This window comes from Limosilactobacillus agrestimuris (assembly GCF_943193105.1).
Lineage (GTDB): Bacteria > Bacillota > Bacilli > Lactobacillales > Lactobacillaceae > Limosilactobacillus > Limosilactobacillus agrestimuris.
Map to the genome: position 1 here is coordinate 1 of NZ_CALPCW010000016.1, position 21,638 is coordinate 21,638.

General features: G+C 41.2%; 20 protein-coding genes and 2 pseudogenes. All 22 read right to left on the minus strand.

Annotated features, from left to right (window positions below):
• Nucleotides 1-1,328 (minus strand): annotated as a pseudogene (locus tag NFR46_RS08590) (gp58-like family protein); the annotation flags it as partial.
• The gene (locus NFR46_RS08595) at nt 1,315-3,657 is read right to left on the minus strand and encodes a phage tail protein (RefSeq protein ID WP_251576514.1); all 2,343 of its coding nucleotides are present in this window, start codon (nt 3,655-3,657) and stop codon (nt 1,315-1,317) included. The pseudogene NFR46_RS08590 and the gene NFR46_RS08595, both read right to left, overlap by 14 nt.
• Entirely contained in the window at nt 3,654-4,616 is a 963-nt protein-coding gene (locus tag NFR46_RS08600; RefSeq protein WP_251576516.1) for a phage tail domain-containing protein, read from the minus strand. Before NFR46_RS08600 ends, NFR46_RS08595 begins: the two co-directional genes overlap by 4 nt.
• The gene (locus NFR46_RS08605; RefSeq protein WP_251576518.1) at nt 4,617-9,071 is read right to left on the minus strand and encodes a tape measure protein; all 4,455 of its coding nucleotides are present in this window, start codon (nt 9,069-9,071) and stop codon (nt 4,617-4,619) included.
• Nucleotides 9,071-9,346 (minus strand): hypothetical protein, encoded by a 276-nt coding sequence (locus NFR46_RS08610; RefSeq protein WP_251576520.1) that lies wholly within the window; start codon nt 9,344-9,346, stop codon nt 9,071-9,073. Before NFR46_RS08610 ends, NFR46_RS08605 begins: the two co-directional genes overlap by 1 nt.
• 71 nt (nt 9,347-9,417) lie before the next feature.
• Nucleotides 9,418-9,954 (minus strand): tail assembly chaperone, encoded by a 537-nt coding sequence (locus NFR46_RS08615; RefSeq protein ID WP_251576522.1) that lies wholly within the window; start codon nt 9,952-9,954, stop codon nt 9,418-9,420.
• Between the two features lie 22 nt (nt 9,955-9,976).
• Complete coding sequence (locus tag NFR46_RS08620; protein WP_251576524.1) at nt 9,977-10,576, minus strand: hypothetical protein; 600 nt, start codon at nt 10,574-10,576, stop codon at nt 9,977-9,979.
• A 12-nt stretch (nt 10,577-10,588) separates the two neighbouring features.
• Nucleotides 10,589-10,978: a hypothetical protein gene (locus NFR46_RS08625; protein WP_143455752.1), complete on the minus strand. Its 390-nt coding sequence runs from the start codon at nt 10,976-10,978 to the stop codon at nt 10,589-10,591.
• A 29-nt stretch (nt 10,979-11,007) separates the two neighbouring features.
• On the minus strand, nt 11,008-11,538 hold the full coding sequence (locus NFR46_RS08630) for an HK97-gp10 family putative phage morphogenesis protein (protein ID WP_251576526.1): 531 nt from the start codon (nt 11,536-11,538) through the stop codon (nt 11,008-11,010).
• Nucleotides 11,539-11,542: 4 nt separating this feature from the next.
• Nucleotides 11,543-11,893 (minus strand): hypothetical protein, encoded by a 351-nt coding sequence (locus tag NFR46_RS08635; RefSeq protein ID WP_251576528.1) that lies wholly within the window; start codon nt 11,891-11,893, stop codon nt 11,543-11,545.
• Nucleotides 11,886-12,245: a phage head-tail connector protein gene (locus NFR46_RS08640; RefSeq protein WP_251576531.1), complete on the minus strand. Its 360-nt coding sequence runs from the start codon at nt 12,243-12,245 to the stop codon at nt 11,886-11,888. Before NFR46_RS08640 ends, NFR46_RS08635 begins: the two co-directional genes overlap by 8 nt.
• A 144-nt stretch (nt 12,246-12,389) precedes the next feature.
• The gene (locus NFR46_RS08645; protein ID WP_251576533.1) at nt 12,390-13,433 is read right to left on the minus strand and encodes a replication protein; all 1,044 of its coding nucleotides are present in this window, start codon (nt 13,431-13,433) and stop codon (nt 12,390-12,392) included.
• A 42-nt stretch (nt 13,434-13,475) separates the two neighbouring features.
• Nucleotides 13,476-14,096: a DUF4355 domain-containing protein gene (locus tag NFR46_RS08650; RefSeq protein ID WP_251576535.1), complete on the minus strand. Its 621-nt coding sequence runs from the start codon at nt 14,094-14,096 to the stop codon at nt 13,476-13,478.
• A gap of 130 nt (nt 14,097-14,226) precedes the next feature.
• Nucleotides 14,227-15,213 carry a minor capsid protein gene (locus tag NFR46_RS08655; RefSeq protein ID WP_251576537.1) on the minus strand — a complete coding sequence of 329 codons (987 nt, stop codon included), beginning with the start codon at nt 15,211-15,213 and terminating at the stop codon, nt 14,227-14,229.
• On the minus strand, nt 15,213-16,904 hold the full coding sequence (locus NFR46_RS08660) for a phage portal protein (protein ID WP_251576538.1): 1,692 nt from the start codon (nt 16,902-16,904) through the stop codon (nt 15,213-15,215). Before NFR46_RS08660 ends, NFR46_RS08655 begins: the two co-directional genes overlap by 1 nt.
• 13 nt (nt 16,905-16,917) lie before the next feature.
• Complete coding sequence (locus NFR46_RS08665) at nt 16,918-18,189, minus strand: PBSX family phage terminase large subunit (protein ID WP_251576541.1); 1,272 nt, start codon at nt 18,187-18,189, stop codon at nt 16,918-16,920.
• The gene (locus NFR46_RS08670) at nt 18,176-18,649 is read right to left on the minus strand and encodes a small terminase subunit (RefSeq protein ID WP_251576543.1); all 474 of its coding nucleotides are present in this window, start codon (nt 18,647-18,649) and stop codon (nt 18,176-18,178) included. The genes NFR46_RS08665 and NFR46_RS08670 overlap by 14 nt, the downstream gene beginning before the upstream one ends.
• A gap of 50 nt (nt 18,650-18,699) precedes the next feature.
• A pseudogene (locus NFR46_RS08675) lies at nt 18,700-19,886 on the minus strand (DNA modification methylase).
• Nucleotides 19,861-20,094, minus strand: a complete 234-nt coding sequence (locus NFR46_RS08680) for a hypothetical protein (protein WP_251576545.1) — start codon at nt 20,092-20,094, stop codon at nt 19,861-19,863. Before NFR46_RS08680 ends, NFR46_RS08675 begins: the two are co-directional and overlap by 26 nt.
• A complete protein-coding gene (locus NFR46_RS08685; protein WP_251576547.1) occupies nt 20,095-20,238 on the minus strand; it encodes a hypothetical protein in 144 nt (47 codons plus the stop codon).
• Complete coding sequence (locus NFR46_RS08690; protein ID WP_251576548.1) at nt 20,238-20,495, minus strand: hypothetical protein; 258 nt, start codon at nt 20,493-20,495, stop codon at nt 20,238-20,240. The genes NFR46_RS08685 and NFR46_RS08690 overlap by 1 nt, the downstream gene beginning before the upstream one ends.
• Nucleotides 20,496-20,592: 97 nt before the next feature.
• A complete protein-coding gene (locus NFR46_RS08695; protein ID WP_251576551.1) occupies nt 20,593-21,246 on the minus strand; it encodes a hypothetical protein in 654 nt (217 codons plus the stop codon).
• Nucleotides 21,247-21,638 lie beyond the last annotated feature (392 nt).

The following is a 21,638-nucleotide window of genomic DNA, read 5'->3' on the forward strand; positions in this document are numbered from 1 at the left end:
GGAATAAAAGCTTTACCAGAGAAAACAACCGAATCTGCATCTAAGAAAAGTTTCTTCGATTGAATCAAAGTCTGCCCTGCTTCTAGGTTAATCTGACTGATTAGGTCACCCTTTTGCACACGAGCGTTAATATCGTCACCAAGCTGTGTGATAGCACTCTTATAGTCATCCTGATTAACCTTTGTACTGATTAAGTTGGTAAGCTGAGTGATTTGACTCACATCAGCCTTGTTCTTCACGGTGGCTTGAACCCCGTTCAGATCAGCCGTGATATTTTGAATATTACCATTGATTGATGTAATCGACTCATTAATCTTGTCGTTAGCCTGCTTAATCGAAGACTCAACAAAATCCTTACCAACCGCACCAGCGACTTTAGTCGACAGTCCGTCAACACTGGTGTTGATTTCCGTGAGTTGTTTCTGGTTGTTGGTGATCGTTTCTTTCATACCAGTTGCATCTTGCTTGATGGTGTTGATATCGTTTTGTTGATTACCAATGGTGGCCTGAATGCCCTTAGCGGTTTGTTCAACCGTACTGATTCGCCCGTCTTGATCTTTGATGGAAGCGTTAATCTTATCAGCAGTCGCATTAACCGAAGCAATGTCTGACTTGGCGTTTTGCAGGTCGATTGAGGCGCTACTTGCCGTGACTTGCAATTGAGTGATATCGCTCTTGTTGTTTGATGCCATGACTGCCGTAGCACTCGCATTGATCTTTAACTCGGCCACATCACCCTTGGTGTTAGCAACGTCCGCTGTGATTTCTGCAGTGGACTTTTTTAGATCAGCAATGTCTTTGCCTTGATCCTGTGCGGTCTTAGCATACTGAGTCATTTCTGATCGAGCATTATCTAACTCTTTGCTAGTGCTATCCAAGTTCTTGAGCTGATCGGTCACGCTCGACTTCATCGCATTAGCGATATTAGTAGCGTTCTGAGCATCACTCTTAGCTTCACTTGCCGCTGATTGCATTGCTTTAATTGCATCGGAGTTAACCTTGCTATTGGCTACCGCTGAATCGGCTCGTTTAACAGCTTCACTAGCATTTGAAACAGCACTAGGAATTTCAGCAGTAGCAGAATCAACCTCTTTTTTGACTTTATCCTTAGTACCAGCATCCCATATAGCATCAATGTCTGACCCGTCAAAAATGAATCCATCAAAAGAAGCAAAGACATGAAAGTTTAGACCGTTATCACGTGAGTATCCCATGCCATATAGCTTAGGATTATCAGTATCCCAACCTAATTTGCCAATGATCGGTTGAATATATTTATCGTTATCGCCTGGGCTTTGTACATTCTCATGTTGATTATTTGTCGCCATTGCCTTTACCCTCCGATCTGCTGATTTTGACCATATCATCCACCTGGTTTTTAGAGAATAATAAGTTGTCAAAATGATTTTCATTACGGCCACCAATAGCACCATAATAATCAAGTTGATCAACGTTTTTGTTAATTTGATTAATGTCTTGATACATAGCAAAAATGGCATCTTTCATAGTCAAACCATTGTTGTTCCAAGTTAGTTCAGAATCGGCATTGGGATTGAACGGGTTAAAATGATACCCCATTAGCGTGACCTCTGTGTTCATGCTATTCTCTGGGACGACAAGTCTTCCTGTATTGCCTAAATGAATGTCCATGTTACCAACATCAACAACGTTATTGCTCAAGGTTGTTGGCGGATCATGCTTGACAGTATTTTCTGTATAGTTCTTTAATGCATTCATATCATAGATAGAGTCCATAACGATTTGTGGGCCCCGATGCAGGCCATACTTCTTGATGCTATCTTCATCACGATAGTGGAAGTAAAGAGCATAATAAGTTTCTGATACAGATTGGGAGTTATCACTACTGTTAGATGGAATATTAGCACCACCTGATTTAATCATTGCTTGTGGGTCTAACCACGTTCCATCGTTGCTAAAAGCATGGTGAAAAGCTTCAGGGAAGCTGTGTCGAGTAATACCAACATGTAAATGATTAGTAGCCCGACGACCAATTACTTGGCCCGTTTGAACATTGTCGCCAACGTTTACATAGATATCACTTGCAGAACCAAAGGCTTCCTGATATTCAACGTTCAATCCAGTTGAATCAGTGATTACGCAATACCAGTTAATGCCACCACTACCCCAAGCACGGCTAATTGTACACTTACCGCCGTGAATGGCATGTACTTCTGAACCCGGATGATCAATTGAACCAAAATCAAGGCCGTCGTGAAAACTATTAGTACGATAACCGCCATCATAGCCGAACTTTTGGCCTTGTGAGAACGTGCCTTCACCACAAGGGAAAGGCCATCCCCATCCACCTCCGCCTCCAGAAGCGACAGTATGGCCTCCCCATGCTTTGATTTGGTTGACACATCCTTGCAATGGTTTTCCATATCGTCCCATGTTTTCGTTAGCTAGTTCCATAACAGCCGCCGCAGTTCCTTGCAAATAAAGCCTACCAATAGTGCCTTTACCAAACTCTTGGTTCCACTGCGCAGTTAATTGTGGACTAGCGTACGCTCCATATCCTGAAGCAGGTGTAAAACCGTCACTGAAAGCCCATTGTTTTATCCAATTGCATACACGCTGTGCATCGGCATACGGGTCGGACAAATGGTTTCCAAAGTGATTTAACCAACTAAATGATGTCGGATTGCCTTCTTGTAAGTCATATGCAAAAAACCACTCGGGACTAACGCCAGCACTCTTCACAGTATCGTATAGCTTATTAACATCTACTCCCCAAGCACGAACACGAACATCACGGTTAGCGAAGTCTTGACACATTTGGCCCTTATTAACACCAAAGCTAGCGTTAATCGGCGATTTAGCAAATCCAACAGCGCTATCAAGGTTACCACCGCCACCAGCACCACCATTAATGTCTTTTTCCATCTTCCCACCATAAACATCACATTCATTAACCATGTCGTTACCATCCATTTGAATGTTGACATTGGTTGTGTTGTTCATGTAGTAAAAGACTTGATCGGTTGGCCGTTTCAAAGATGGTAAGTCGTAAATTTCAAGAACAAAATTGTTAGGGATATAGTAAGCACCAAAAGTTACTAAATTTTGCCCTAGCCACTCATACAGTGATCCCGTGCAGTCAACAGCCGCTTGCGGGAAATCACCATGTAACTCATATTTAATGCCTTGATCGTTACCGTTAAAGAATTGATCTAACCGGTTCTGAAGTGTATAAGTTTGCTGTTCATCGGTTTTCTTAATTACTTCAGCTGGTTGTTGCTGATCACTCTTATCGTCACTAGAATCAGACGAATCATTTCCGCTTACATCAGGATTATCTTCAGTAGGCTGTTTTTTATCCAAGCGAACGTTTTTCATTAGATCAATCAACATAGCATTTGCTGTTACGTGCATCGTTGGCAAGCCATTCTCATCAAGTCCTTCTTCTAACTGCTGAATTACATAATATTGATCTTTGTACCACAGATAACGCTTCATTTTTAGCATGTTGAAAGCGTACTTATACTGTTCAGTATAAGTTGCAGTAAATGAGATTTCATATGCAGAGTTAATTTGAAAATTAACTTGAAATGAATTAAATAGATCGTTCCAGTCAAAAGGTTCAGCCATTGTATCAGTCTGATTATTCAGACTATTAGTAATTTCGAGCAACTTCATGATAGCCACCAGAAAGGAAAGTCAAAAGCAACTTTTCCTGAGAAGTTCTGAATTTCAATGGTATTTGGGCCTTTGTCGAGAACTATAACGCCACCATCGCAATTTAGATAATCAGATTTACCATTTAGTGTTGGCCTAATACCATTGATAACATACCTACCACTAAAATCAGACTTCTTGGTTTTGCTTCCATCTTTTGAATCAGTAACCATTCCAGTTCTACCAAACTCGGTATTAGTTGTCTTGTTAAAAATTCTCATATTGCCACTTGAACTCCCGTCAAGAGTTATCTTCAGCTCATGTCCACGCCGTTGTGGGTCAATCATGACGTTTGACGAGTTATAAACAGTAAAAGAGTTGCTGGTGAATGTGTAATGTAGTTTCTTATCAGGGAAATTATTACCAAATCCAAGGTAGTCTTCATAGTTGACCGATGTAGTAACACTTCGACTCAATCCGATAAGGTCAGTAAAGGTTACCGTAGCAGACCAGCTATTAGCGGTAAACGTAGGCGCTGATAGTTTGGCTCTAACATAGTACATTCTTTGAGGCCATTGAGAGAAACAAATCCAGTAAGCTTCACGGCTAACCAGAAATCTCTGTAATGCGTCATAAGCTAATAGAGAATCGCTTTCATCAATGTTATCCATTGTAACTACCTGCATTGTAATCTGTCGAGTATCGTACGAGCTTGAAAGTAATCGTTGTCCGTCCATTAGCCCAACCTTTTTCAGGTTGTCGGTTTGAACAGCCGGCTGAACGTCAGGAGAACGATAACAGTAAACTCCCTCAAGATCCGGAACATCAAAACAACTATCCCAAGTCTTACCATCAGCTGAAATTGAATACTCAATCGGTTGGTAATGATAATACTTTCTTGCACCTACCCCATTCTCAGTAGGAAGCAAGAAAGGATACATACTTGGCACATCCTTTTTAGTTGAGAAAACTTGAACCATCTATCTTCCTCCCTTCATCATTCCAATTCGTTTAGCGTTGTACTTATTAGTAGCTCTAGCAGCGTCATCAACAAAGGCAACAGGTTGTAGGTTAATCCCATCAATCCGTTCAATTACCTGTTTTACTAATCCTACAAGTGGGTTAGTAGAATCGTTGTTCTGCGATACTGGGTAATTTGCTGGTTGATATTGAGCAGTCGTTATTTTAGGCATGCTAAATCGAATGTTAGGGTTTCGATGTACAACGTCTCTAGCTGCTTCTTGAATCAATTTCATGGCATTAGGCTTATTAGGGTTGATGACGTATTCGTCACCATCTTCACCAACCAAGCCAAACTGAGCCTGCATGATGTGACCACCATTAGCCCAGCCATGACCGTTACCGATGTTCCCCCAGCCACCTTCACCACCGTGATTAAGGGCATTAATGGCAGCTAAAATTTGGTCAAAACCTTTATTGATATCGTGATACTTACCAACCGCCCACGTGTTAAACGTTGACGGAATGAACTGAAGCAACCCTTGCGACGGATGCCCCGCCTTAGCGTTGCTATCCCAATTGTTGGTAATTACTTCACGACCGCCTGATTCAGTCTGAATCTGACGTAACAATTTAGAAATTTGCCAACCAGCAATGTGAAAATGAAGTAAGCGAGCAGCGGATTTAATTACGGGAGTCCAGTCACCATTGATTGGTTCCTTAATGATTCCTAGTAAGTCCTTTAAGACATTAGCAATTCCACGAGAGAAGCCAATAGCGGTCGCCTTACCAAAAGTTGGCACAATTGGGGTACTTGAACTCCAATTAGTAACCTTTAAGACTAAGTCGCGCGAAGCCTTTACCGGATTATTAATAAAGGCTTCCGCAATCTTATCCTGTTCATCCTCTGAAAGTGTCCCGCTGTCATAGTGCGGAATTGAATTAGCGCGTAAGATTGAGTCAGAATGTTCAGCGTCAATAACTTGGGAACCGGGTTCTAGATTAACTAGACGATTTAACCCAGCAAATACTTGCCAACCACTTGATGGTTGCCAAACAAGTTCTTGCTTATGTGGGCCAAGACCATCATTGACCATTGCCAGGCCACCTGGGTGACCCGAGTAACCACTCATTGATGTACCTTGTGCATAGTGAATTGAGCTTAGCTTCTTATCACCGCCGAAGTCACCAATAACGTTATTGATTGCTGAGATACCACTATTTAGCCGGCTAACAATGCCTGACATTGCCTTTTGAGCAATTCCGGGAAGCTTATCAAAGCCACTCCGCATTGAACTAACAACATCACTAACCCAGCTTCGCCAACCGCTTAAGAACTTACTAGTGAAGTTAGCTTCTCGACTTTCAATTGAGGATAATCGACTTGAAACAGTGCTATTAACCTTAGATAACCCCCGAGATGGGTAAGTATCAATATGTTCCCAAGCATTCTTCCAATCCCGATCAAAAAGACGACCGAAAGAGCGCAGTTCTTTTTCGATCGTCTTTGTCATTGATGAGAACTTACCAACGAAACTATGCTTACCACTCATCGACTTATCAGCAATAGTCATCTGCTTAGCCAACTCTTTACCAAACGGATACTTCTTAACCGTCTTGTATAGGCTAATAACGCTATTATCTAGGCGGTCAAGTGGATTATTCTTCCCCTTGAAGTCTTTAAGTGCCTTATCCATTATCTTGAATGAATCAGCAGATGCTTTGACTGGTTTAGCCAACTCTTTCCAATATTTAGCACTTCGATTAACGGAAGTGTTCATCTTATCCAGAGTCTTAGTAAGATTTGCTTTCTTAAGTTCACTAGATAGCTTCTTAATGTATTGAGCAATCTTATTGTTTTTTAGATTCTTCTCGAGCTTAGGTAAATCTTTGTTAAGCTTAGCAAATGCATCGTTCTTTCCCATTTCCTTGTTAAAGGAATTGAGTGATTTGAATGCAGTACCGATTTTCTTAATTGGTGTGGCTAACTTATCCCATGATTTTATCGACTTATTGAGCCGACTATTCATGCCGTTGAGTTGTTTAGTTGGGTCATTCTCCTTGATAGCTGCCTTTAGTTTCTTCAATGAACCGGTATAAGCCGTGATGGCTTTGTTCATTTCCTTAACGTTAGCAATATCTTGTTTAGAATAGTTATTCCCACCTAGAGAATCAACGACTTGTTGGGATGGTTGCTTTGAACTGCTAGAAGAGTGTTTACTCGATGGGGTAGATTCACCATTCCATAGGTCAACAATCTTCCCCCATTCTTTCTTAACCCAATCAAAAGCACCAGACACTGAATTTTTAATGTCATCGCCTAGTTTTTTCCAAGTTAAATGAGTAACCCAATTGTGGAACCTTCCGGCTGCATCTAATGCGCCTCTCATTCCTTTACCAATGGCACCGAATGCGTTTGCAACAGAATGGGAAACTGCTCCTCCAATTGTTGAGCCTAGCATTCCACCGATCATAGTTCCAAAAGGTCCTAAGAACGAACCAATGCCTGCGCCCAACAAAGCACCGATACCTTTACCGGCAGTTTTAACACGATCTCCTTTAAAAGATGGTGTTATTGCTCGAAGAATATCAATGGTACCTAGAACGATGGTGATTCCAGTACCTAACTTACCAGCGATACCTTTACCAATTTCAATCACTCGGCCACTACTAAGCAAGCCAGTCAACCGGCTCATTAAACCTTTACTAGTAGCTTCAGCAGCATGCTTGCCAGCAGAACTACCTAATACAGGTAATGAACGTGAGAATCGACTCCACGAAGCCTTAAAGCCCCGTTCATCAAGGTATGGTGTAATCTTTACACCTTGCTTTTCGACATTACCATAACGAGCTAGTCGAGTAGTAGCAGCTGCATCAACTACTTTTGCTTCTCGGCCATTAGCAAGGTGCATTAAATCGCCAAATAAGCTACCGGTAGGAGATTGAACTTTACTCAATGTGGTAATCGCCAACATATTCTTATAAAGCTCATTCATCGCCTTAGCAGCACCCATAATTTTAGATGTCACAAAGTAGGTAGCCCAGATTCGACCGATAATCTGTAAAGCGGTTTTGTGCTTAGCAATCTCAGCAAAGGCATCAGCAATTCCTTTCATCCCTGAGCTGTGAACGCCCGGAATTAGGTGTAAGAAATCAGACAGTGCGTAGATAAACCCGGTGCCAACACTCTTCGCAATACTACCAATTGAAGCAAATATTTTGATAATACTTGCTCCGTTACGAGCTAACCAATTAGAGAATTGCGTAACGGCATTCGTAAGTCCGTTAATCATATTATCTAACGCTTTACTGATTGAGCCATCACCGAAAGCGTCAGCGAAGGCTTTTGAAATAGAACTTATGCCTACTCCTGCAGCCTCACCTAGTTTGCTAAATTCTTTCGTGGTTTGTTTATCTTCAACCCAATTAGAAATCTGCTTCATAATCGGATTAACTGCTTTGTTTAGCGGCTCAGCCATCGCACCAAGCAAGACCTGGCCATTTGCTCTGATTTGCCGAAGCATTCCGGAGAATGTTTGCATCAAATTTTCCGAAGCATCTCTATATTTATCCCCCAGCTCATTCATTACATTTTCAGCATCTTTTGAAGATATTTTCCCAGCTGAAATTTGCTTACGCAGTTCACTCATTGTTAATGACGAACTGTGTTGAACTCGCCGTTCATATTCAAGAAGTTTCCCACTAAACATTGGGAAGGCATCGGTAATTTGGTTTAATTCTCCCAAGTGCAACGTTGAGGTTGAAAGCATGTGAGTGAAATCCATTCCAACCTGTTGAAGTCTATCTCCAGACAAATGGATAGCATCACCCATAATCAAGAACGATTTGGTTAGCTTTTCTGTTTCCGGCTGGTTATCAAAGACGTGGTAGAACTGCTGTGAAAGCTCATCAGTAACATCAACTGATTGTCCTAGTGAATTAGACAGGCTAACAATTGACTTTGTCATCCTCTCAGCTTTGCTAGCAGAACCAGTTAAAGTCGTCCAGGTGGCGTTCATCGTATCCATTTCAGAATTAAACTCAAACCCAGCCTTAACAGCACCAAGAATTCCGTCTTTAACTCTACCCAGGGCATTGCTAAATCCATTAGCAACGCTTTGTCCAATAGCGGTACCAGCGATAACATCACGCAACCGATGGGCGCTTTCCCCCGTTTTACGCATATCAGATTGGATTGAGTTAAAAGTAGTTGAAGCTCGTTCTTTTAATCGGCTAAAAGAACCTAGAATCCCCTCAGTCCCACTAACACCTAAACGTGTTTCGTGGCGAGTTGGGATTCTCTTTGTTTTTTCATCAATCTCATTGAGTTTATTAGACGCTTGGTCTTGAACACCCACATGAATATCCTTGCCTTGATCATGCTTCAGCTTCATATATTCGTTTTGAATTGCTTGAAGCTGAGTAATTGCATTACCAATAACGTTGATATCAATGTTGTTTCCGTATACGGCCATTATTTACCTCCTTTCTGCTTTGATTTCCTCATTTCAAGAACTTTAGCCATGATGTCAGCTTGCTTAACTTCCTCATCATTAGCATCTAGCTCGTTCTTATGTTCTTTATCAATACGGGATAATTCCTGTTCAATTGATTCCTGAATGGCAGAGCTGATTTGAGAAATACTGTTTTGGTCAAGGGTTACCCATTGAGCCATCAGTGGGGTTTGTTGAAGCATATTAGCCAACTTCACCCGCTGATCTAGTTGCTGACGTTCATAGCCTTCTATCATTGCGTCTAGGAGGTAAGGATTAAGCTGTTCAAAATCACTAATTGAAGTGATTCCAGCTTGTTGTCGGGCAATTACAAGGCATTCCCGGTATCCTTTAGCATTTTGTCGAATTCGTCGAGCAACGGCTTGGATTGGTCTTTGAGCAAGTCGTAGCGTTGAACTAGGTTGTTGTAACGTTCCTTTTCTTCCGCTGGAGCGTTCTTCGCTGGTTTCTTGAGTTCCTTGAAGAACTTGTCGTAGCCTTTGATTTGACGCTCGATGGAGTTGATCCATTGCTTCATCGAACCCTTGAAAAAACCATTAGCGGTTAATTCAGCCATCAAATCTTGAGCTAACTTGTCGATACCTTCGCTACCCATGAGGTCGGAGGCAGCATCAAATACTTCAGAATACGTGGGCTTGTCCTTGTCTAAATAAGCCAGTCCACCGTTCAAAATATTCACCAAGGTACGTGGATTCTTTTGAACCAATCCAGTAAATAAAGCATCAAAAATCTCACTATCTTCTTGCTTCTTACCGTCGCTATCAACGATCTTTTCTTCCCAAAGAGAGAGACTTGCAAAGTTGAACTTTACCTGTAATTCCTTATCACCAAATTTTAATTCCATTAGCCTTACCTCCTAGTTAAAACTACTTGCCTTGATTAACAGTGGCATCTGTTGAAACGCTTCCTGGAACTTGAGTAGCAGTACCATCACCAACTTCAGTAGGCTTAAGCATTCCGTACAATGCATTACCAAGATCAAAGGCATCATCTTCAAGTTGGTCTTCAGTAATCACGCCATCTTGGGCGATTCCTTGCACTTCAAAGACAACAGAAGATTGGAATACAGAGTTAAGCGTTTCAGTGTTTGGCAAGGTTGAGATAATGCATTGCGCATATTCAACTGGCGCTTGACGACTTGGTTTAGTTCCGGTTACTTGGTTAAAGTCAACCCGGTATAAGTGAATAGTGATTTGATCCCTCCAAGCGTGCTTAAGGGAATCCCATAAACCATCACCAGTTTGGAAGTAAGCTAATACGGTCCGTTGTTGATTAGCAGAACCCGCCATCTTAACATCGAACATCTTAGTTTGGAGTGTTTGAAGTTGACGGGTGTTAGTACCAGAGGTTTGACCTTGTAATCCAATCATGCGAGCCTTGTTTGCCTTTGGTTCATCATCTAGCTTCATGAAATAGATGTACTTATTAGCAGCATCCATTTTTACAGTCTTAGTTTTAACTGTCATTATTTATTCCTCCTAATTTTCAGTAATAAAAAAGTCGGCTCGAACAACTCCGTGAATTAACTTCGTTGAAGTTGTTGTGTCGACTTGTGGTTGTGGAGATATCAGGCTATCGGTCTGATATTCACACGGGTATTGAGTTAATTTGAGATGAGGTAACAGGATTTCTAGCTTGTCTAGCGTATCCATTAGCGAACCCACCTCATCAGCGTTCCAATAAAGATCAATTTGTTGGGTATAGACACCAGTGGTCACTAACTTGTAGCGAGATTGTTCAACTCGCCAAGGAATCTGCACAATAATCTGTGGATACTCTAGCTGAAAAGTATTCGGATCATTAGCTTCATCCCCAGTTAAAACAGTTGTCGCATAAGGACTTACTAGCTTAATGACACTCTGCAACATGTCCGTACGTGGTAATAGTAGATTGTCGATTAGAAGCCAGCTCCTTTCATTAGTTCTGCTACTTCTTTGCTAATAACTGGTTGCATTTCCTTATTAGATTGATACATAAATGGCTCAGGTGTTGGGTGCTTTCGCGTTCCATATTCAACGAACCCACCATACTCAGTACCTTTCTTAGCTGTTGCTTCCGGATAAACTTGAAGTCGTCCATCGGTAAGCTTGTGAATCTTAATCGACCGCATTAAATTACCAGTAGGAACATAACCGCTTCGTCCATGCCCTACCATTCCTCGTTCAATTATTTGGGCTTTTCTTACGTTTTGACGACCGAGTTCAGTAAGCATTGATTCCGAACCAGAGTTAATCAATCCAATCTGACGAATAATCCGTTCAGCTTCTTCATTCATCCCTAGGGACTTTAATTCAGAAGCTACCTGTGTCATTGGTTTAGAGTAATTATCTGTTACACGATATTCAACTACCGGCCTGATGTTGTCATCGGTTAAACTGCCAGCATTGTTCATGTCGATCAATTTACCAACGATATCTTTCATCGACATCTAATCACCCCACCTTTGATTTAGTGTTGAAAACGAAAAAAGCCACACTGTTGGTATGACTTCGTGGCATTTTCACATCATAAAGAATGCCCTTTTCAGTTTTAGGATCATATTCATCAACGAATGCAATCTTATCTGGTAGCGGTGGACTACCATTAACAATCACAGTTTTGGCGTCTTGATATAAGCTATCTCCGCCAAATAGTAACGTCTGTTTTTGTAAACCCAAGTCATTTACTCGACAAAAGAGAGCTTTCTTCAAGACAACATAATGCGAGTGCTTATCGAACGGGTTCCCACCACTACCAGGAGTAGCTGATTTTTTCAATAAGTAAACATCTCTAACTCTAGTCAAGACTCATCACCCAGCCTTTACGACCAGACTGTGCCTTGTTATCACGATAGGCGTTCAGCTGGCTCATGTAAGGCGCTAAGTCATCCTCACTCCACTGGTCAGTTAGCCCCTCTTCACCCGCTTGGGTCTTACCTTCATTACCTCGCTTAGCAAATTTAGCAAGTGCCATCTCGGTAATGATTCCAGTAAGTGCGTCTGGCAGGTTGTTGTAATCTTCACCGGTATAAAGAGCAACCGACTTACAAGCCAACTTGATATATAACTCAATCATTGGTAGATGGTCTTGATCATCAATCCCTAGCGCTGTTGTAACGTCATCTAAGATTTCTGATTGAATACTAGGCGTTGCCATTGGTATCACCACCATTTGCTAAATTGAGCAGGTCGGCTTTCTTCATAGTAGAAGTATAGTCAATCCCTTGGTTATCAAGATGTTGTTTAATCTCGGCTACCGTATTATCAGACGTAACGCCCGCTCCGCTATTGTCGAGCGGTGTTATTTTCCCTGATTATCTTGTCCCGCTTGAGGTGTAGCTGGCTTGGCAGTAGGAACAACTGGGGCGAATTCCTTATCTAACTTAGCCTTGTAAGCCACAACTTGAATGTGGCGTGGGTCAACGATTGAAGCCCAAGTGTCGCCCTTGGCAAGTTCAGCCATAGTAACGGTTTGACCAGCAGGTGCGAAGGTCTTAGATACAGAAGTACCAAGTACGTGAGTAGTAACTACCCGACGGTTGATAACATTAGTCCGTCCACCTTCTTTACGTGCTTCACGTTCGATTTCAACAGCGTTTTGTGGGTTAGCAACTGAGTAGCCAACAGCACCGTTAGCAAAGACGTATGAAGTTACAGAACCATCATCGTTAATCAGGTTAGGATCATCGTCTTGTACAATTTGCATTCCGTTGTAAACAGAAATTGGAGTTACAGCGTTAGCAGGTTGCACTGTTTCAATCAATTGTTGAGCCTTCATTTCAGCGTAAGTTGAAGAGTGAACAATAATCTTGTTGAAGGTGTTGTCTTGGAGGTCACCGAGCTTAGCAATAGTAGCAAGGAAACCACGAGCGCTAAATACTCCAGAATCTTCATACTTCTTAGCAGTAGCAATATCAGAGTTAGCGAAGACACCCTTTAATGTAGCGAACAACAACTTTTGGTCTTGGTTGTTCCAGTAAGCACTAAACCGATTTGAAATGGTTGATTGTGCAGGTGCACCTGATACTTGTTGTGAAATATCGGTGTAACCGAATGCTTGAGCTTGACGGAACTTGAAAGCCCGTTGTTCACCGGTAGTAAGACCGTTAACAGCGATGTCTTGGGTATCAGTCCAAGTTTGAGCGTCTGGTCCTTCCATGATGTCATTGATGTATGGCATGTGGATAAAGTCACCGGGTGCTAGTAATTGACTGCCAAGTGATGAGTCATTGGTTAAAATTCCAGACTTAACCAAGCGGTTAGTCTTCATTGATTGATTTAGTACGTAGTTAGCGAACACTTCAGGAATGATTGCGTCCGCCAAATGAAAGCGTGTATCCGTCATTTAATATTCTTCCTTTCTAATTTTGACAAAAATAAAAACGAACTAGCGACTTGCTAATTGGTTATAGAGAGCTGGATTTTCTTTGTAGAGTTTCGTCTGTTCGTCCAATGAAAGATCCGATAGTTTTTTGGTGCTATCAATGTTGGCTTGCGAGCCAATCTGTGGTTGCTTGGTACCAGCTAATCGACTATCAACCCCAGCTTGAACCGCCTTATTGTATTCATCAGCGAATGACTTCATATTATTTTCAGTCTCTTCGTTAGTCTTACCGATTAAACGCCCAACCATGCTAGATGGTACGTTGTACTTATCAGCAATTGAGTGTCCGAAAGAAATTCGGTCGCGTTGCTCAATTTGAGCGCTAAGTTGAGCGTTCTTTGCTTTGAGCTTCTTAATATCATCGGCCGCTTTTTCTTCAGCACTCATCTTGGCCCGCCGTTCTCGTTCAGCTAACTGTTCGTTAACCTTATCTTCAACGGCTTGGCCCATTTTTTGCTCATAATCAGCCATCTTTTGCTTATTCTCGTTCTTGATTCCACTAACGATTCGATCGATATAAGCTTGTTGTTCATCTGTAAATTCCGGCTTAGATTCGTTTGTTTTTTCCTTGTCCTTTGGTTCCGGTTCAGTATTGACAACATTCTTTTTTACTTCTTCTGACATTTGAAAATCCTCCCGTTTTACGCCCGTCGGCTTATTCCGTTTAACCCCCGTCGGGTTCACCGTCCGGCTTAACCTCCTGCCTGCACGTTTGAGGGCATTAAAAAAGCAACCATTCTAATTTGAATGATTGCTATAAACTTATTGATTCAATATCTTCTTTGGTTGATTCGACAATATCGCATTGGCAGTTAGGGTGAAACGGTGCACAGTTAACACCCGGTTGCATGTCGCTAACCTTAAACGTTTTCCCATCCATTCGTTCGCAGAACTTGCATGTATGACTACCCAGCACCGAAACGTTGGTAAAATACTTAACTTTGCGACGCTTGAAATCGTCCTTCAATGCATTAGCAAACGTATACGCCGATTCAGTTCTCAGTAGTCTCTCAGCATTGTAAACAGCACCTCTACTTGTTGAATTACTGCCTGTAAACATCTCAGCTAGTTCTCGGCTATATTCCTGTGGTTTGATGTGATTAACGTTAATCTTATCAACTAACTGGTTAACCTTATTCATCATTGCCACAGTATTACGATTAATCGCTTCATCAGTATCAATACCAGAGCCAAACTTCTGAACCATCTTAGATACAGACTTTTGAGCAAGCACTCTGTGATACTTGCCTGGTATTCTTCGAGCTAGTTCATATTCATGTTCAGCAGTAGTTGGTGGTCGGCCATTAAGGCGATTGAAGTAACGATTAATCTTCTTTGTAGTCTTATGATAGCCAACCGTCCTAACTTGTTGTGGTATTTCTTGCAATGTATCAGCAAGTTGTAATCGTCTTTGATGTGCAAGGGACAACAATGCAATACTAGCGCTTACCTTTACGGCTTCGTTAATCGTAGCTATTGAACGTCCAGCCATCGAAACAGCAATCAACGCTTGATCACCAGAATCCGCCTCACGATACATAGTCATTAATTCGCTTAATAACTGCTCTTTTAGCCGCTTTGGTGCTGGCAGGTTCCAATTATCATCATCGGAGACAAACTGCGTAATTATGCCCTCTATTTGAATTTGAGTGGCATGATACATTGATTGAAGCTCTTTGACCCGCTCGTCTGACTTGCCATAAATCTGCTGGGCTAATTCAGTGAGTTCTTTTTGGCTCATTACTCATCATCTTCCTTGCCAGAATCCTGTTCATCTTGGTTCTGGTTTTGTTGATTGAACATGTTAGCGTCTAAGCGGTCAGGGTCGTTCTCAGCTTGTTCTTTCTTCCGTTGCATCTCTTCCTCTTGCTTAACGCCAGTAGCAGCGGTTAAATAACCGAACACAGTTTCTTGTGACGCACCAGCTTTAAGTAAGTTCATCGCATTGGTAATCGTTTCGGTATCGTTCTTAGGTAAGTTAGGCGGGAAGTTAAGAGTAACGTTGTTAACGAGTGTTTCATCAGGAATGACATTCTTAATTCCCCAGAAGTGAGCGACTAAACGCAGACGACGCTTAACCCCACGACTGAACAGGTCGTTTTGCGTTTCTCGAATCTGGTCACTGCCGAACAGCTTATAAGCCATCGCAACGCCTGAACTGTTACCACCGAAGTTCTCGTCACTAACATTCGGTGTGTTAGTGTCCGTATAGATATCACGAATAATCTCATCAAGGTGGCTCTTCCAGTTGTCAATTGGTAGCTCCTTAGTCAAATATTCAGCACTAGAAGGAACAACTGTTACTCCACCATTAGCATTGTTAATAATTGATGGCTTTAAGTACATGACTTTACTAAGAGTGTTCAGGTATGGGCTGTTAGGGTCAATCTCCCAAACCAAGTCACCATTATCGTCATATACTGGGTTACCGTCCTTGTCCTTAACAATCTTTTTCATCGTTTGAGGTACATCAATATCGCCATTAACCACCAGCGTAGCATTACTAAAGTCTTCTTCACTATTAGCCATTTCACTAATCGCCTTGTCGTAGCTGTCGATTAAATCTAAATCAGGCTCCCAATCTCCAAGTCGTTCATCATTGTTAGCATACTCAGTAATTGGTACTCGACCGAAGAAGTGTTCCTCTGGTTCGCCTGCAAGGACTAAATCATCCCCGACGCTGTTAATTGGTTCATAGTGATAGACCTTGTTAGCAGTGTAAGCAGTCACATAGAACTGTGGCTTATCGTTGTAGTTGACCATGTAGTAATAGACACCGAACAGTGAGCTTTGATGAATGTTCGTGTCATAGACTACAAAAGCATTAGCTGGGTCAAGCACCGTTAGTTCAACGTTGACTTCGCTATTGCCATCTCCAGTGGACAATACCGTTGTGTATAGCAGTTCAAAAGCCCGTCCGGTAACAGACAGGCTCTTTTTAATAGTCTTCTCAATGTAATCCTCATCAACAGCTTTATTGAATTCATCAATCCGTTGCATAAGGTTATCAGCTTCAGTGTTATCAACACCCGGCTTATCTGTCGGTGAGTTGTACTGATACTGAATCCCCTTACCTAACGAATAGCCAACCCGCATCGTTGTAATGTAGTGGGGATGACCACTTGCAATCCGATTATCAGCTCGATTCTTGCTCTTATCACTCTTCCAGTAGTGAATATCACTATCGCCCTCGTAATAGCGTTGAAGTGTGGCAATTCTCGTTAACTGATGATTGTAATGATGTTCAAGAAACATGTGAACATAATCGCTAATGTTGTCTTCGTTATATTGTGAGGTGGGAATCCGGTAAACCTTGTTTGATTCACGGTCGAATCTCGTCCCACCTTTCAACATACGAATTGAATCCTTTTGTAATCCAAACGGTACACTATCATAGTAAGCTTGTGAATCATCACTTGTGTTAATTGCCATTTTATCCTCCTTTCTAAACCAGTCCTAAATCATTCAAGTAACTAGTAGAACGTTGACGGTTCTTGTTTTGCTTCCGTGCTTGTTCTTCTTTCCATAACGGTGTGGCAATACAGTACCGAACAGCGTCTTGAGCGTGATCATTCTCTTTAACCGGCGCACCCGTTTTTTCATCCCAGATGTATTGGTAAATCTCGTTAATAAAGTTAGGCGCTGCATCCTTAACCACATAGAACTTGTGTTGCTTGATGATACTTGCTACTCGCTCAATACCATCAAGCACATTCTTATAGCCATATTCAGTTTTGATATGGTGCTGTCTGAAGTTGTTAATATGTTCTGTTCTGGCTGTATCAGCAAAGAATATTAGACCCATGCCGTACTTCTTTTTGAATCGCTGAGCAACTCTAATCCAGTGTGGATCAACTTGTTCAAACTGACCATACGCTTCATCGACCAAGTAATAGTTACCTTTATCATCATGACCAATAACTTCAATCGCTGTTGGGTGGTCAAATCCCCAGTCAACACCTGCCGTATAGGTTAGATTGTCTGGTAAATCTTCACGTTCAATGGTCATAGTTCGCTCATCGAAGTCTTTATAGACGGCACCTTCACCAGTGACCCATAGACCTTTAATCGCTCGATCATAATACATCCCCGATGGAGTCGAAGCTTTAATCCGTTCAACATAATCTGGCGCCAAGTGGGTATTGTCGTCAATCGTAAAGTGATAGACAAGTTTCTTCATCTTCTTGTCTTCCTTGTCGATATAATCCACTTTCAACCAGTGTTGAGGGTTATCTGGGTTGGTATCAACGATAATATGTGAACCGGGCATTGAACACCGCTGGAGTATTTCTTGAAATACAGGTTCTACACCAAGCGTCGCTTCGTTAACATAGCCTCCATACGCAGTAAAACCACGAGCGCCTTTCAATCCTGCCATCGTAGCAGTCGAAACGGGTGTTATATCAACGCCAAATAAATGATAATGGCCGTGACGGTCAAGTTTAAACTCAACACCAAACTGGTTCATGCACGAGATAATCACGTTCTTGTTAATACTGTCTGAACTAGCACCAGCAAGAATATACTGAGGGTGTTTATCGCCATGTTCTTTGGCAAGTCTAGCTGTCCTCCTTAACTCATAGATAAACAGCAGATTATCAATGAAAGTCTTACCTGAACGAACAGCACCAGTTAGAATCATCATCCCAAAATCATCATTCAGATAAGAGTGAAGCACTTCTAGTTGTTTTGGTGCTAAGTAATCACCTAGGCTCATTGCTCTTATCCTCCTTTGTAATGGTGTCTAACATCTTATCAAGCAACAGTTCCATATCCTGACCGTTATCTTCAAGCGCCTTCGCTCTAGCCTTGCTGATTCGGGTATCAGCTTTAAGCTTTTCCATACGAGCAGTGGCAAGCTTACGCTCTTCTGGAGATAATTCGCTGTCGTTATACTTATCTCGCCAGTTATTTTTGAGCCAAAAAATCATGGCGGTGGTATTACCTGACATAGCCTTTTGGAGGAGCTTGTTTTCAACGGCATAATTGGCCTGCTCGTGGCCTATTTTTAAAGCCTGCCTAATCCGCCCATACTTTGCTTTCCATTTGTCCAACGTCCGAACATTAATTCCAATATTCTTGGCGATTTGTTCATCGGTTAAACCGTTCCTCTTCCAGCCCTGAAGCAAGATTAAGCTGTCATCTTCTAACCACTTTTTGTAAATGCCTTTAGCCATTGCAAGTAATCCCACCACCTTTCATGCAAAATAAAAAGACCAGTTGTTAACTAGTCCTCAATCAATTCAGCTTTCTTTCCTGTAAAGTCTTCCCAGCGTTTGATAATCACATCAACATACTTTGGGTCGAATTCCATAACACAAGCGTTACGCCCATCTTGCTCACATGCCATGATAGTTGTCCCACTACCACCAAACAAATCTAGTACCACGTCACCCGACTTGGTACTATTTTTAATTTGATAATCAAATAGAGCGACCGGCTTCATGGTTGGGTGTAAATCAGCACGCTGTGGTTTATCGAAATGCATAACAGTCGTTTGTTTTCGGTCTGAATACCACGAATGACTACCGCCCTTAACCCAGCCATATAAACACGGCTCATGCTTGTGCTGATAATCTTGACGACCTAAGACAATGTTGTTTTTCTCCCAAATGAGAGTTTCTTTAACTAATAATCCTGCTTCATTGGCAGCGTTATTAAATTCAACGGTTGCCAAATCGGAGAACCAGATATAGAACGAAGCACCATCTTTAAGATTATTCTTAGCATTTTGGAATACCGATAACAAGAATTTGTAGAATTCACCCTGTGTCATCTTATCATTGGCAATTTGATTATTCTTTCTGGTTTTAGAAGCCTTATCTCTGCCATAATCTTTAGCCGAATAATCTACATTATATGGTGGATCCGTCAATAGCAGGTCACATTGTACCCCCCCACTAGTTTTTTTACCATCTCAGACTTGGTGCTATCTCCGCACATTAAGCGATGTCGTCCTAACTGATAGATTTGTCCTAATTTTGACTTGGGTTCTTCGGGTACTTCTTCATCAAAATCATCCTCTTGTACCTCGGCTTCATTATCACCTAAATCTAAGTCAAAACCAAAGTCGCTCATATCAATATCAGCGATATCAGCTAACTCATCATCGAGTAGTCCCATATCCCAATCGGTCAATTCTCCCGTCTTGTTATCAGCTAGTCGATAGGCTTTAACTTGTTCCGGAGAAAGATTATTAGCTACCACAACAGGTACTTTATCAATACCGAGCTTCTTAGCAGCTTTGTATCGGGTATGACCCACGATGATGACGTTATCCTTATCAACTACAATGGGTTGTTGCCAACCGAATTCCTTAATCGAATTAGCTACTGCTTCAACCCCATCATCATTGTTACGTGGGTTATTAGGATAAGGTTTAACCTCATCAATCTTCATGCTTTGAATTTGCATTCTTCAGTCCCCTTTTCTTGATAAGAAATCGAAAGAATTCTACCAACCAATAAATAATAATTACAATCCACGCTAGTAGAAGAATTACCGCACCAGTTCCCCAATAAATAATTGCCGGGCTAAATACTAACCACCATGACCAACTAATCGCTTTTGCTAATTTTGCTCCGGTGAACATTGCTGTAAGAATTATCACTAGCCATTTCATTTATTCTTTCTCCTTATTTACTTTAAAAGCTGGCAAGCGTTGACCTGTCAGCTTTTTCTTTTGTTTCATATGTCTATCTGCTCGGCATAGCATCATGTACTCTTGCTTAGATGCTACTAATCCGAATCGTTTAGTCTGAAACATTACAACGACCTCACAAACTTATGGAAATTGCGGTGAGCACGGTTGCGCTTCTCAATTGAGCTGTTGCTCCATTTCAATTCTCGAATAATTCTTTTAGCATTTTCCTTAGTCCGATTTTCTAACCACACGTGTTTCATCTGCGCAATGATTTCATCAGCTTTGAGCATGCACGTCTCAACTTCATATGATGACGATAAGCAATCTAGCGGACCATTTGTATCATCATCAATACACTCATCAATACGCACTTCCATCATTGGTGCATCTGTCGTGTTTTGCTTTACGTATATGACCAGGTCATTATTCATATGTATTCCTCCAAACAAAAAAGCCAGCGCTAGGCTGACTAATGAATTATTTATCTTTTTTATTTTTAAATTGGTTTAGTAAATCAACAGGCACAGCAATACTAGTAGCTTCTTTAGACTCGGCTTCCTTATCCATGGACTCGTATGCCTTACTATATTTTTTCTCAAATATATTTTTATTTTCATCGATATATCGACTATCTTTTTTTAGCTCTTTTCTAGTAACAAATAAAGACTTAAGAATGTATTTTCGCCAATGAATCCTCGTAGCAGTTTCATCATCAGTTGTTTCTAACTCATTACCAAATTTTTCAATATCACTTTCTAATTTATAAATTATTTCTCTTAAATCTTTTAAATATGTTTGATAATTTAACGTTGAATCCACTGATAACTGATCTAACCTCATTGACTTTACTAATTTCAAATTATCTTTAAGACTTTCTATTTGAAATAATAATTGTGTTTTATCAAACTTAGAATCATCAACATGGTTTACCTTAAATATCAATAAATCGATATCATATAATGCTAATAGAATCGAATTAGATATAACAACATCTGTTTGCTTTGAGTATTTTTTAGAAAAGTTATATTGAGATATCCAACCTGAAATTGAAATTACTAAGGCTATTATTGAAATTACTATTGGTATCACCTTATCCCAATGAGCCACAAAGAAATCATAAACAATTTTCATATACATCACCGATAACATAATACAAAAGGCCCAGTCGTTTGACTAGGCTTCGGTGATGTATATGTGTACTCAGTTTTCCACGCTGAGTACGACTTCAACAAGCGGTGTTGCTATTAACAAACAATATATAGATTTTTAATATATTTTTGTTGGGTGCTTGCTGAAGCATGTAAGCAATCGAGTGTGTCTAAAAATAAAGGACAAGTAAAGGGCCTTATCACATCCCTTTGTTGAACTTTTGATGATTGCTCACAAAGCTAGAGAGCGGAGTCGAACCGCTGCTGTGCGTGAATAGTCTAGCGTGCAGTTGAGGTGACTGCCCTATTCATGCCCTACCGAGGACCATAGCTGAAGCACTGTTAATATCAAAAGAGGAGGCTTAACATCTCCTT